The following is a 13,691-nucleotide window of genomic DNA, read 5'->3' on the forward strand; positions in this document are numbered from 1 at the left end:
CGGCCACGCTCCCCCGCACATCAGCCTGCCCGGTTCTTTTTCTGTATTTCCCAAGCGCCATTGATATGCTGATCGCTCTTCTTCTCTCCTGCTTCCCGTTGGAGCTTTTCTATGCAACGCATTCTTTTTATCGAAGATGATCCCGAGATTGGCCAGCTCATCAGCAGTTGGCTCGGTCGCCACGATATGGAGGTGATCCTCGAGCCCCGAGGGGACATGGCGCTGGCCCGGGTCGAGGCCGAACAGCCCGATCTGGTGCTGCTCGATATCATGCTGCCGGGACAGGATGGCATGTCCCTCTGTCGGGATCTGCGCCCGCGCTTCGACGGCCCCATCGTGATGCTCACCTCGCTGGACAGCGACATGAACCAGATCCTGAGTCTGGAGCTGGGTGCCAACGACTACATCCTCAAAACGACGCCGCCGCCGGTGCTACTTGCCCGGTTGCGGGTGCAGTTTCGCCAGCACCAGCAAACATCAACCCAACCCGTCGTCACCAGCAGTGTTCCCCAGCAGCTGCAATTTGGTCGGCTGCGGGTGGATGGCCCGGGGCGAGATGTGCGGCTCGATGGCGAGAGCATTGCCCTCTCGACCGCCGATTTTGATCTGCTGTGGGAGCTCACCTGTCACGCGGGCCAAATCTTGAGTCGGGAAGCCCTCTTTCGCAGTCTGCGCGGCCGGGAGTATGACGGTCAGGATCGCAGCATGGATGTGGCCATCTCCCGCCTGCGCCGAAAACTGGGTGATAACCCCGACAACCCGACACGGATCAAGACGGTGCGCCAGAAAGGCTACCTGTTTGTCCCCCACGCCTGGGAATAACCCTCTTTCGGGAGCACCGCCATGCGCCGTCTCTTTATCCAGTTCTATCTGTTGCTGATCGGCTGCTTCACCCTCGCCATTCTGCTGGTTGGCGTGGTCTATCAGGTGACCGCCGAGCGGGCGGGCGATCGCTATCTCGAACGCATGATGCAAGGCTCCCTTGGCCTGTTGACCGGCGAGTTGGCAAGAACCCCGCCCGAGCGCTGGCCAGATCGACTGGCCGAGCAGAGCAGTCAATTTACCCTCCCCCTCAAGATCGGCGAGCTGACACGCCAGCCGCTGGCCAGCGAGGATCAGGCGTTTCTGGCCGCCGGCAACATCGTCATCGTCGAGGAGGATGACACCTTCCTGCAGCGCATTCCCGATACCGACCGGGTACTGATTGTCGGCCCCGTCCCCTACCTCTCCTACCTGCATGAGCTGCACTGGGTCGATGTGGGACTGCTGCTGGTGATCGGCCTCTCTCTCGGCCTGCCGATCCTGCTGTGGCTACGCCCCCACTGGCGCGGCTTGCAGCAGTTGGAGCAGACCGCACGTCGCGTGGGCGATGGGGATCTCTCCTGCCGAACCAATCTGCCACCGGGCAGTAGTCTGGCCCGGGTGGGACGCACCTTCGATCAAATGGCGAGCCAGTTGCAGGCCATGATTGCCAGCCGCAAGCAGCTGACCGATGCCATCGCCCACGAGTTGCGCACCCCGTTAGTCCGGTTGCGCTATCGGCTTGCCATGCTGGAGCCAGCCCCTGCCGAGCAGGAGCAGTTGGCGCTGGAGCGAGATCTGGGGGCGCTGGACGCCCTGATCGAAGAGATGCTCACCTACGCCAGGCTGGACAGACCGGAGTTGCCATTGCAACAGGACGAGCTGGAGCTCAGCCACTGGGCACAAGCGCATCTCGGCGACTGGCAAGCGCTAGCCCCCGAGAAGAGGCTCACCATCGAGCTGCCGCCACGCCACATGCCCTGGTGCGGCGATCAGCGTCTGCTGACGCGCGCGGTGGAGAACCTGATCGGCAACGCCCTGCGTTATGCCGAAAACCGGGTCACCCTCTCGCTTTCGCGCTTGCAGGATAACTATCTGCTGGAGGTGAGCGACGATGGGCCGGGGATCGATCCGGCACTGGCGCCCCAGATCTTCGAGCCGTTCGTACGCCTTGATCAGAGCCGGGATCGTCGCACTGGCGGCACCGGGCTGGGACTGGCCATCGTGCGCAGCATTGCCCGTCATCACGGGGGGGATGTGGCGCTGCTGGCCAGTGATCACGGCGCCCGCTTCTGCCTCACCCTGCCTGTACATTTGGATACAAACCGTCACCAACCGCTCACTGAAGGACCGCCGCAACCGTCATAGGATGACTGTCATGGAGAACGCTCCATAACATCCACCCGAATAAGGAAATTGAACATGAAAAAGATCATTCCCCTGACCCTGGCAGCCGTCTTCGCCCTCACCTCCGGTTTCACCATGGCGGCCACCCCGACCAAGACCGCTACACAGCAAGCAACCCAAACCAAGGTGGTGAAAAAACACCATAAAGCCACCCACGCCAAGACCACTGCCGTCAAAGTCGCGCCGAAAACCAAGTGATCCACTCGGTCACTGGATAGCACCAAGGGAGGCTGACGCCTCCCTTTCCATATCTTCCCGAAATTTTCCTGACGAGCGCCTCCCTCGTCCAAACCGGATCCACGACCCGGCCCCCCTTTGCGGGAAAGGGTCAATGACCACAGGAACATGGCATGTGGCGTCATCTGCTTAAATGGCTCGGCCCCTTCTGCAGCTTGCTGCTGCTCGGCACCGCACTGACCGTGCTGTATCACCTGACTCAGGCATGGCACTGGCACGACATTCGTGTGGCCATCTGGTCCCAACCCCTGCCGCGACTGGCGGGTGCCCTGTTGCTGACTCTGCTCAGTTATGGTTGCCTCTGCAGCTATGACATGCTGGCACTCCATGCGCTGGGTAAGCGCCTTCCCTGGCAACAGGTCAGTATCACCTCCTTTATCGCCTACACCTTCTCCAATACCCTGGGATTTGCCCTGCTGACCGGCACCTCGGTACGCTACCGGCTCTACTCCGCGCTGGGGCTCGCCACCGGGGAAGTGGCCCGCGTGGTGCTGTTCTGCTCCATCACCTTTTTCCTCGGCCTGCTGGCGTGGGGAGGTGGCGCCCTACTGACCTGCGATGTGACACAGCTGTTGCCTGACTGGCCGCAGTGGGCAGATACCCTGCTCAGGCTGGCGGGCGTGATGGCACTACTGTTGGTCGCCTGCTACCTCTGCTGGCCCGCCCCACGTCTCTCTTTGCGGAAACACACCCTGACCCTGCCGAGCTTCCGGGTACGTCTGTTGCAACTGCTGGTCGCCCTGGCGGACTGGATGGCCGCTGCTGCCGTGCTGTTTGTGCTGCTGCCCGCCCAGAGCGTTCCCTACCCCGTGCTGCTTAGCGCCTTCGTGCTGGCCAGTTTCCTCGGGGTGCTGGCCCACGTGCCGGGCGGGATCGGCGTGTTCGAAGCGAGCATGAGCCTGCTGCTGGCCCACTACCTTCCGGCCGACAAGCTGCTCGCCTCGCTACTGCTCTACCGCTGCATCTATTACCTACTTCCCTTTCTCTGTGCCCTGCTGCTCTTTGCGAGTCAGGAGATGCTGCAACAAAAAGCACGCTGGCAGCGGCTACAGGGGCTGATGAGCGCAATACGCGAATTTCTGCCCGCCCTCATCAGCATGGGGACCTTCGCCGCCGGCAGCCTGCTGCTCTGCTCGGGGATGATCCCGACCATGCGCAGCCGCATCGAAGTGTGGCTGCAGGTGCTGCCGCTCCATCTGCTGGAGCTCTCCCATGTGCTCGGCAGCGTGAGCGGTATCCTCCTGATCCTGCTGGCGCGCAGCCTCTATCGCCGTCACGACGCCGCGTTTCGCATCACCCAGCTGCTGCTGGCACTTGGGATCGCCTTCTCCCTGCTCAAGGGGGGAGACTGGGAGTCCGCCCTGCTGCTCGGCAGCTTCCTGCTGATCATGACCCCTTGTCGTTCCCTCTTCTATCGCAAGGGGTCGCTGCTCTATCCCCAGTACACCCCGGGCTGGCTCATTTCAGTCGGCGCAGTGCTGCTGGGAGCGCTGTGGCTACTGCTCTTCTCCTACCGTCAGGTGGAGTATGACCACGCCCTCTGGTTCCACTTCTCGCCACACGGCGGGGCTGCCCGCGGCCTGCGCGCCATGGGGAGCGTGGTGGCCGTGCTGGCCGTGGCCGGGGTTGCCCAGCTGCTTGCACCGCTGCGCGTAGTCGGTGAAAAGCCGGACAAGGAGACGCTTGCTCGCGCCCACGAGCTGGTGGTGCGTGAAGGGGGGATCCACGGCTATCTGGCCCAGCTACAGGACAAGTCCCTGCTGTTCCACCCCGCCGGCGACGCCTTCCTGATGTATGGCATCGAGGGCAACAGCTGGATTGTGATGGGGGATCCCGTCGGCCGCCCCGAGCAGATCGAAGAGCTGCTCTGGCAATTTCGCGAGCGATGCGATGAGCACGACGCCAATCCAGTCTTTTATCAGGTGTCGGCCCGCTATCTTCCGCTCTATCTGGAGCTGGGACTGATCCCCTTCAAGCTCGGTGAAGAGGCGATGGTCGATCTGGCCACCTTCGATCTGGCGGGCAGCCGGCTGCGCAACCTGCGCCAGAGCCATGCCAAGGGCAAACGGGAAGGGTTGACCTTCGAGGTGGTCGAGGCAAGTGCCGTGGCTCCCCTGCTGCCCAGATTGCAGACCGTCTCCGATAGCTGGCTGCAGAGCAAGATGGGCAAGGAGAAGGGCTTCTCGGTCGGCCGTTTCGAGCCTGACTACCTGACCTTAAGCCCGGCAGCGCTGGTGATGCACGAGGGGCAGATCGTCGGCTTTGCCAACCTCTGGGTGAGCGATAACAAGGAGAGTCTCTCCATCGATCTGATGCGCTATAGCCTGGATACCGGCACCGCCCCCATCATGGATTTTCTTTTTGTCGAGCTGCTGCTGTGGGGCAAGGCGCAGGGGTACGCCAGCTTCAATCTGGGGATGGCCCCCATGTCCGGCTTCAACGATCACCCGCTCGGTAGCTACTGGGATCGCCTTGGCAACACCCTGTTTATGCGGGGCAGCCGTTTTTACAACTTTCAGGGGCTTAGACGCTACAAGGAGAAATTTTCGCCCCGCTGGGAACCCCGCTACCTGCTCTGCAGCAGCAAACTGGTACTGCCCAGAACCCTGACTCACCTGATCACCCTGATTAGCCGCGGCCCGCTGGGGCTGATCAAGAAATAGGAGCATGGCCAATGAGAGCCTTGATTTTGCTGTTACTTAGTCTCGTCCTGCCCATCTCGTCATTTGCGGTGCACGCCGCCCCGGTCAAGGATGACCTGAGCCTGATTGAGCTGCCGGTCAAGCAGCCATCGGACGCCCCCATGGTGATCTTTCTCAGCGGCGATGGCGGATGGGCGGCCCTCGACAAGGGGTTGAGCGCCCAGTTTCAGCTGCACGGCATGCCGGTCGTGGGCTGGAGCTCCCTCACCTACTACTGGAAGAAGAAAACCCCGGAGCAGGTGACCGCCGATCTGGAGCGGATCCTCGATGATTATCAGGCCAGCTGGCAGCGCCCCCACTGGCTACTGGTCGGTTTCTCGTTTGGTGCAGAGATTGTCCCCTTCGTCATCAACCGGTTGCCGGAGCACTATCGTCAGGGGCTGGTCGGGGCCGTGATGCTCTCCCCCTCCACCAGCTCGGATTTCGAGATCCACGTCAGCGACATGCTGACCCACAAGGCCCGCAGCTACCCGACCGAGCCGCAGGTGAAGACCATCCGGGATCTGCCGATGCTCTGCCTGCAAGGAGCCGATGACGATGACGGCGACCGCCTCTGCCCCCGTCTCAACCAGCCCAACATCACGACCGTCACCCTGCCGGGAGGGCATCATTTTGACGATAACTACATCCACCTCTACGACACCATCACCAACCAGCTGAACCTGCTACCGGATCCACGGCCTGTGGAGCGTTAACCGGTATCACCATGGAATGCCTTATAAACACCAATCAAGACAAATCAGCGAGTAATTAAAATGGCCTCTCTTGCGAGAGGCCATTTTACTAAATTCGGCGGAAAGTTTGACAGGAACAAGCTTGGGTACGGCGTCAAGGTCACTGCAACTTTTCACTGCGATTGCCAAAGCGGCTCAGCCAGATGCGCTATCAAGAATGAAGATTTGCATTCTTATGCCAGCAACCACGCTGGGATTGCGCCATAAAACAAAAAGCCCTGACGTTTCCATCAGGGCTTTGCAATTTGGCGGTGAGGGAGGGATTCGAACCCTCACTCTCGTACATTACAGCACAAATATAACCTTCAATTTCAATAACTTACGCAATATTTTGTTGCAATAAAGCTGCGTAATTGTCTCAGGTAATTGCTATGAGACCTATTGTACTTTTATATAGAAAATTAATTAAATGTCAACCACATAGGTTGTGGCAATTCACTGCGTTGTTGGTCACGGACAATTAAGTTGGAAACCGTGACATTGAAGTTGGAAACTCAAAGGCCCTGCAACAGCAGGGCCTTTTTATTTTGTGCGGTGATTAGCTGTAATTAAATTACAAAATGATCTCTTTTGGGTCTTTTTGGTGGGTCAGGGTTTACCTCTTGTCAATGGTACACATAAAAGCATCATTCCCATTGATGCAAAAATAATGGGCGTTGATATTGACTCAGTAGCGTCAGATGCGACACACTGTAACTGCATCATTAACGATGAAGAGATTTTTTGTGAAGCTGAACCAAATTGCCACCATCAGTGCTGGGCACCCCTATCGCGGCAAGATCCCGGAGATCGATTCCGGCAGCATGGCCGTGGTGCAGATGAGAGATGCCTCGCCAGAAGGGGGGGTTGACTGGTCTGCCTGCCTTCGTTCTGAGCCTACCAGCAAGAAGGAGCCTGACTGGCTGCAAACCGGCGATATCTTGGTGGCTGCCCGTGGCAGTACTAACTATGCCGTGCTGGTCGATACCGGGCTTGCACCATTGCCCGCCGTAGCCGCCCCTCACTTCTATGTGGTGCGGTTGCATAGCGAGGCGCTCAGTCCCGAATTTCTGGCCTGGCAGCTCAATCAGTCTCCTTGCCAACGCTACTTCGAACTGCACGCCGAAGGCAGCGCTGCAAAAAGTATTCGCCGTCAGGTGTTGGAGGAGGCCCCTATCGGTATCCCGTCTCTTGCGAGACAAGCCGCCATCATGAAGCTGGCCCACAGCCTGCGTGAAGAACGGAACCTGATGCAACAACTGCAACGTAATGGCGAGCAGATGATGCAGGCCATCGCTACCAGCCTGCTCGAACAATCCGATCAGCCAGCGAAATAGTTTCGCTGAGCAGCCCATTTTTCCAAGAAATACCCAAGGAATCACGATTTATGACTACCTCGATAAACCAGGACGATATCAACAAGGCCCTCTGGTCTGCCTGCGATACCTTCCGGGGCACCATCAGTGCCGATACCTATAAGGACTTCGTGCTCACCATGCTGTTCCTGAAATACATCTCCGATGTTTGGCAGGATCACTACGATGGCTACAAGGTCGAATATGGCGATGAGCCGGAGCTCATTGAAGAGATGCTTAAAAACGAGCGTTTCGTGCTGCCCAAACAGGCCAGTTTCTACGCTCTTTATGAGCGTCGTCACGAGCCGGGCAACGGCGAGCGGATCGATCAGGCGCTGCACGCCATCGAAGAGGCCAATGGCACCAAGCTCAAAGACGCGGGTAAGAGCGTGTTTCAGGACATCAGCTTCAACACCGACCGCCTCGGCGAAGAGAAGCAGAAGAACACCATACTGCGCCACCTCTTGGAAGACTTCGCCAAGGACGAGCTCAACCTCAAGCCCAGCCGGGTCGGCACCCTGGATGTGATCGGCAACGCCTATGAGTACCTTATCAAGAACTTCGCCGCCAGCGGCGGCCAGAAGGCGGGCGAGTTCTATACCCCGCCCGAAGTTTCCGATCTTATCGCCGAGCTGTTGGAGCCACAACTGGGGGATACCATCTGCGATCCGGCCTGCGGCTCCGGGTCACTGCTGATGAAGTGCGGTCGCAAGATAGTGCAAAACTATGGTGAGAAGCACTACGCCCTCTACGGTCAGGAGGCCATCGGCTCCACCTGGTCGCTGGCCAAGATGAACATGTTTCTGCACGGGGAAGACAACCACAAGATCGAGTGGGGCGACACCATCCGCAACCCCAAGCTGCTCGATGGCAATGGCAACCTGCTGCGCTTCGATATCGTGACCGCCAACCCGCCGTTTAGCCTGGACAAATGGGGTCATGACGAGGCCGAGCACGATAAGTTCGGTCGCTTCAAACGCGGCGTCCCGCCCAAAACCAAGGGCGATTACGCCTTTATTCTCCATATGATCGAAACCTTGAAACCAAAAACGGGCCGCATGGGGGTAGTGGTGCCCCACGGTGTATTGTTCCGGGGTTCCAGCGAGGGCAAGATCCGCCAACAGTTGATTGACGAGAACCTGCTCGATGCGGTGATCGGTTTGCCTGAGAAGCTGTTCTACGGCACCGGCATCCCCGCCGCCATCCTGATCTTCAAGAAAGAGAAGCTGGACGACAACGTGCTGTTTATCGACGCCAGCCGTGATTGCAAGGCGGGCAAGAACCAGAACCTGCTGACAGAGGAAAACATCGCCCGCATCGTCGCCACCTATCGCAACGGCGGCAATGTCGATAAATACGCCTATCTTGCCTCGCTGCAAGAAATTAAGGATAACGACTACAACCTCAATATTCCGCGCTATGTGGATACCTTCGAGGAAGAAGAGGAGATCGATCTGCTGGCGGTACGTGCCGAGCGGGAGCAGCTGAAAGCCCAACTGACTGAGCTGGAAACTGAGATGGCCAAGTATCTGGAGGAGTTGGGTTATGGCTCGTAGTTTATCCGCAGGTAGTATTCCAGCAGGTTGGCTGTACGATTTGTTAGACAAATTTGCAGTGCGCTGTAGTGGACATACACCTAGTAAGTCATTTCCAGAATATTGGGATGGCGGAATCAAGTGGATATCTTTGGCAGATAGTTATCGCTTGGATCAAGGCTATGTTTACGAAACTGATAACGAAATATCGGAAGAAGGCATAAAAAATAGCTCGGCTGAGTTGCACCCAGCTGAGACGGTCGTCATTTCGCGAGATGCAGGGATCGGAAAAAGTGGTGTAATGGCCGTACCAATGGCTGTCAGCCAACATTTCATCGCATGGAAGTGCGATAATAAAGAGAAGCTCAATAGTTGGTTTTTGTATAACTGGTTGCAGTTTAATAAATCTGAATTTGAACGGCAAGCGGTTGGTTCGACGATAAAAACAATCGGATTACCCTATTTTAAAAAATTAAAAATAGCCGTGCCTCCATACATAGAACAAAAGAAAATTGCCCAAATCCTCTCTGCTTGGGATAAGGCCATCACAACCACAGAGCAGCTGCTGGCTAATAGTCAGCAGCAGAAAAAGGCGCTGATGCAGCAACTGCTCACCGGCGAAAAACGCCTGCTGGATAACAACGGGGTGAGGTTTAGTGGGGAGTGGAAGAGTGCACAGTTTGCACAGATTTGCACTATTAATCCTAAGCGTCCTCCAGAGCCTTCTAACGGAATTGTTTCATTTATACCAATGGATTCTGTTTCAGAAGATGCAAAGCTATTAAGAACAGAAGAGAGGCAATATTCAGAGGTCTCGACTGGTTTCACCTCATTTATTGATAATGATGTTCTAGTTGCTAAGATCACGCCTTGTTTTGAAAATGGGAAAGGCGCTCATGTGCAAGGCATGGTGAATGGCGTTGGTTTTGGCAGTACAGAATTTCATGTTTTAAGAGCTAACTCTAAGACCAGTTCAAAGTTCGTTTACTATCTAACAAATACCACAGAGTTCCGAGTTCGTGGTGAAGCAAATATGCAAGGCTCCGCTGGGCAGAAAAGAGTGACAACTGACTATTTAAAGTCTTTGATCGTGCGATTGCCTTCATCTATTGAAGAACAACAAAAAATCGCGGCTGTACTCTCCACTGCCGATGAGGAAATCACAGTCCTGCAACAAAAGCTCGACGCCTTAAAGCAGGAGAAAAAGGCCCTGATGCAACAACTGCTGACCGGCAAACGGCGGGTTTAAATAGATTTAATGGTGATACGATGACTGCACATATTATAGATGGATTTGGTTCCCCAAAAAATTGGAAGCTTGCTTGTGTTAAATGGTTCGGAGGTCGTAACAACAACACAGGCAGAGATAACGATTTTGGATTTTTAGAAACAAATATAAATAAAGATATTTTTGTGCATAAGAATGCAGTCATCAATAAGCCATTATTGGTGGAAGGTGAAATAGTACTCTATGAAATAGGTAAGGACAATAGAGGTAAAGTAAATGCATCTAATGCATATGCGCTTTCAAAAAATGATAATAACCTAACAGAAATACTCTATCAGTATTTGGTTTTTTCTGATGAGTTTGTTGAGTTACGTGATTATTCAATCAAGAAGGCTTTAGCTGATTTGTTTGATTGCAATGATGCTTGTCGTATCGTGGATAAATTTTCAGAAAACTCTGAGCGTATCGCAGAGTTCATTTCCATAATAATGGCGTGTAGCAATAAAAATAGTTTGCTAACTGTGTATATCGAAAAAATTGGCCTTATTAAGGCAATATCCAGTGGCATTCGACTCTCAATAATACCAAGCGATTTGATTGCTCATCATGTCAATAAATTTGGGTTCCCGGAGTCCATATCACAAGGTATACCGATATCGAGCATGCCAGATAGGTTGGTTCTTGATTATATTTCTACAGTAGGGATTATAGAGGCCATTTCTCACGGTGTCCCTGTTGCTAGGATACCAAGGGAATTGATAATGGAGCATGTAAATAATGTTGGAGTTATTGCTGCTGTTTCAAATGGTATTCCGACATCAAAAATTCCGGATGACTTAATTTCGGAACATGTAAAGTCAGTAGGGTTAGTTAATGCTTTGGCGCAAGAAATTCCTCTTAATAGAATATCAATAGATATCATTTTGGACTTCGTAAAATGTGTAGGCGTTATTAGCGCCAACGCTAATGGCATACCATTGTCAATGGTGCCAGATGATTTGATAGTAGAATGTTTTATAAAGGATGGTGTTATATCTGATATTGCACATGGTATTCCGTTATCTTATCTACCAAGAGATTTAATTGCGAAACATGCAAGAGATGTTGGTATTGATGAAGTCAAATTGCACGGCATTCCACTAACGGAAATACCAAAGCAAGTAATATCAGATTTTGTTAAATCTGTAGGGCTTGAAATAGCGATTTCTCATGGTGTTCAGCCTGCTGAAATGTCAAGTCAATTAATAGATGACATCACAAGGAAAAAAGGCATTGCTTATGTTGTCTCAAATGGAGTTTCTCCATTATTGATTAGCAAGGAGTTAATTGACAATCAAATTGAAGCCTTTACTACATTCATTGTAGATATGCAGGTCGGCAAGATTAAAGTAAACGCATTACTAAGTGAGATAATAAATCACATTTCATTTAGCGCTGCTCTATATCTCGGATTTAATCAGGTGGTGGGTTCAAAAGAGATATTAGACGTTTGGCGAAATGACATGGAAGGTTTTGTCACTAAACAATTTATCAACGAAAAAATTAATGTTGCCAATTTTGTTATGGGGGCTTACCAAAGAAATATAACTACCTATGATCAATATCGTCAGCACCCACTAATCAAGCCATTTGCTGATGCATTTTACACTAAGGAAAAAATTTTCTTAAAAGATTTCAGTTTTATAGATGATATAATAAAATCGCCTACACTATCTATCGATCCTGAATTCTACGTTTTGGCGAACTTAATACCAATAATTAATCAATGCAATACTCCTGATTCTATAATCACTTCTATCCTGCATGACATATGGGAAGCCTTGCTTACTAATAAATTTCGCATAGATCACCCTTCATTTTTTAATCTTTTCCCACGCTGCCAAACACTAGCAGAACACTTTCCATATATAGATTTATCCTGCGAAGCATTTTATTGGAAAACGCAAACGCCAGAAGAAATCAAAGGTTATCAAAAACGTTATCCTCATAGTCTCTCTCGTATTCCAAATGCGACAAATGTTGAGGCTGATACTAGTATATTTTTATGTCGTGGCAAAAAATGTACAGGTCAGCATGTAATACCAAACCTTAATAAACATTATCTTGAGTTTAGTTTGTATGATTGGTTAAGCCATTATGGAGTTAAATATGAGTTGTTAAATAAACCATCTCAACGAGATCTCCCAATTAAACTTGCAGGATATCTGAATCGTATTCGAGAAATTTTTCATAGGCTGCATTGTCGTTGCTGCGGTATGCTTATGAAGCCTAACCTTAGTTACGCGCTAGTCGAAGTAACCACATTCGATATTAAATCCAATTCATTTATTACCAAGCCCAAAAGTGCAGCATACCGAGCGACAGTTTTTTATTGTGCAAATGAAGGTTGTGTAGAGCATAAAATAAATTATTACATCAATCACTGCATTGGTTTTAAATGCTATGAAATAATAGATAGTCGAGATCTAAAGGAAAAATGTTCAGAAGGTCGGTACATCTGTACGTCGTGCGGCAGTTGCTGTGTTTATCACAAAGAAAAATACGGCAATGTTAATAATGGCGAGTCTGATAGTATCAAATATAAAAAAATATATAATGACTCTCCATTTTATTTTGGGGGAAAGGGTGATGTGGAATAAAAAATTACCACGGTTTCAGGAAGAATACAGCGCCAAGATCCCGGCTCTGACCCTGCTGACACAGCTGGGCTGGTCTTTCCTCTCCCCTGAACAGGCGCTGGCGGCACGGGATAACAAGTTCGATCAGGTGGTGCTGCGCCAACAACTGCGCAGCGTGCTGGTCGAGCGCACCTTTGTGTTTGCGGGCAAAACCTATCCGCTTTCCCCTAAGTCAGTGGACAATCTGGTGAGCGAGCTGTGTAGTCCGGCCCTGAATGAAGGGTTGCAGGCGGCCAACGAGCGGCTCTATAACCACCTGCTCTATGGCATGTCCGTCACCGAGTTTTTTGATGGCAAGAAGGTGAGCCCCACCATCCCCCTCATTGACTGGCACAACCCGCACAACAACCGCTTTACCTTTACCGAGGAGTTTCGGGTCACCCGCGCAGGGGGCATCGAGTCGCGTCGCCCGGATATCGTCTGTTTCGTCAATGGCTTGCCCTTGGTGGTGATCGAGGCCAAGCGCCCGGATGGCAACGCCAAAAAAGGGCCGACCATCAAGGAGGGGATCTCCCAGAGCCTACGCAACCAGCGCCCCGACGAGATCCCGCTGCTGTTTGCCTACAGCCAGTTGTTGCTCTCCATCAATGGCATCGAGGGGCGATATGGCACTTGCGGTACGCCAGAGAAGTTCTGGGCCGCCTGGCGTGAGGAGGACATCGGTGATGGCGAGATGACGGCCATCAAGAATCAGCCGCTCTCATCCGAACAACGCTCTGCCCTGTTTAGCCACCGTTCCGCCGCCGATCTGGGCTGGTATCAGTCTCTGGTTGCGGCGGGCGAGCTGGCGGTCAGCGATCAGGATCGGCTGCTCATCAGCCTGCTCTCGCCGGAGCGGCTGCTGGAGATGACCCGGCTGTTCACCCTGTTTGACAAGAAGGCGGGCAAGATAGTCGCCCGCTACCAGCAGGTGTTTGGCATCAAGCGGTTGATCGAGCGTATCAACCAGAAACGCCCAGATGGCGGGAGAGAAGGTGGGGTGATCTGGCACACCACTGGTTCGGGCAAGTCGTTCACCATGGTGTTCCTCAGCAA

General features: G+C 53.0%; 10 protein-coding genes. All 10 read left to right on the forward strand.

Going from position 1 to position 13,691, the window contains the following annotated elements:
• Positions 1 to 111: 111 nt before the first annotated feature.
• Positions 112 to 822, forward strand: a complete 711-nt coding sequence (rstA, locus tag OKC27_RS09695; RefSeq protein ID WP_270806189.1) for a two-component system response regulator RstA — start codon at positions 112 to 114, stop codon at positions 820 to 822.
• Between the two features lie 21 nt (positions 823 to 843).
• Positions 844 to 2,169, forward strand: coding sequence for a two-component system sensor histidine kinase RstB (rstB, locus tag OKC27_RS09700; protein WP_270806190.1), 1,326 nt, complete (start codon positions 844 to 846; stop codon positions 2,167 to 2,169).
• A 54-nt stretch (positions 2,170 to 2,223) separates the two neighbouring features.
• Positions 2,224 to 2,406, forward strand: coding sequence for a hypothetical protein (locus tag OKC27_RS09705; RefSeq protein ID WP_270806191.1), 183 nt, complete (start codon positions 2,224 to 2,226; stop codon positions 2,404 to 2,406).
• 152 nt (positions 2,407 to 2,558) lie between these two features.
• On the forward strand, positions 2,559 to 5,108 hold the full coding sequence (mprF, locus tag OKC27_RS09710) for a bifunctional lysylphosphatidylglycerol flippase/synthetase MprF (protein WP_270806192.1): 2,550 nt from the start codon (positions 2,559 to 2,561) through the stop codon (positions 5,106 to 5,108).
• An 11-nt stretch (positions 5,109 to 5,119) separates the two neighbouring features.
• A complete protein-coding gene (locus OKC27_RS09715; protein ID WP_182937649.1) occupies positions 5,120 to 5,842 on the forward strand; it encodes an AcvB/VirJ family lysyl-phosphatidylglycerol hydrolase in 723 nt (240 codons plus the stop codon).
• A 764-nt stretch (positions 5,843 to 6,606) separates the two neighbouring features.
• The gene (locus tag OKC27_RS09720; RefSeq protein WP_270806193.1) at positions 6,607 to 7,197 is read left to right on the forward strand and encodes a restriction endonuclease subunit S; all 591 of its coding nucleotides are present in this window, start codon (positions 6,607 to 6,609) and stop codon (positions 7,195 to 7,197) included.
• A 50-nt stretch (positions 7,198 to 7,247) separates the two neighbouring features.
• Entirely contained in the window at positions 7,248 to 8,771 is a 1,524-nt protein-coding gene (locus OKC27_RS09725) for a type I restriction-modification system subunit M (RefSeq protein ID WP_270806194.1), read from the forward strand.
• Positions 8,761 to 9,999 (forward strand): restriction endonuclease subunit S, encoded by a 1,239-nt coding sequence (locus tag OKC27_RS09730; protein WP_270806195.1) that lies wholly within the window; start codon positions 8,761 to 8,763, stop codon positions 9,997 to 9,999. Before OKC27_RS09725 ends, OKC27_RS09730 begins: the two co-directional genes overlap by 11 nt.
• Positions 10,000 to 10,019: 20 nt before the next feature.
• Positions 10,020 to 12,617 (forward strand): cold shock domain-containing protein, encoded by a 2,598-nt coding sequence (locus OKC27_RS09735; RefSeq protein WP_270806196.1) that lies wholly within the window; start codon positions 10,020 to 10,022, stop codon positions 12,615 to 12,617.
• The coding region (locus OKC27_RS09740) for a type I restriction endonuclease (protein WP_270806197.1) at positions 12,607 to 13,691 on the forward strand (1,085 nt) is incomplete at its 3' end. The genes OKC27_RS09735 and OKC27_RS09740, both read left to right, overlap by 11 nt.

It is taken from the genome of Aeromonas sp. QDB62, assembly GCF_027705695.1.
Lineage (GTDB): Bacteria > Pseudomonadota > Gammaproteobacteria > Enterobacterales > Aeromonadaceae > Aeromonas > Aeromonas allosaccharophila.

Coding starts and splice junctions, on each gene's coding strand:
- rstA (WP_270806189.1), top strand. CDS start 112: ATGCAACGCATTCTTTTTATCGAAGATGATCCCGAGATTGGCCAGCTC.
- rstB (WP_270806190.1), top strand. CDS start 844: ATGCGCCGTCTCTTTATCCAGTTCTATCTGTTGCTGATCGGCTGCTTC.
- OKC27_RS09705 (WP_270806191.1), top strand. CDS start 2,224: ATGAAAAAGATCATTCCCCTGACCCTGGCAGCCGTCTTCGCCCTCACC.
- mprF (WP_270806192.1), top strand. CDS start 2,559: ATGTGGCGTCATCTGCTTAAATGGCTCGGCCCCTTCTGCAGCTTGCTG.
- OKC27_RS09715 (WP_182937649.1), top strand. CDS start 5,120: ATGAGAGCCTTGATTTTGCTGTTACTTAGTCTCGTCCTGCCCATCTCG.
- OKC27_RS09725 (WP_270806194.1), top strand. CDS start 7,248: ATGACTACCTCGATAAACCAGGACGATATCAACAAGGCCCTCTGGTCT.
- OKC27_RS09730 (WP_270806195.1), top strand. CDS start 8,761: ATGGCTCGTAGTTTATCCGCAGGTAGTATTCCAGCAGGTTGGCTGTAC.
- OKC27_RS09735 (WP_270806196.1), top strand. CDS start 10,020: ATGACTGCACATATTATAGATGGATTTGGTTCCCCAAAAAATTGGAAG.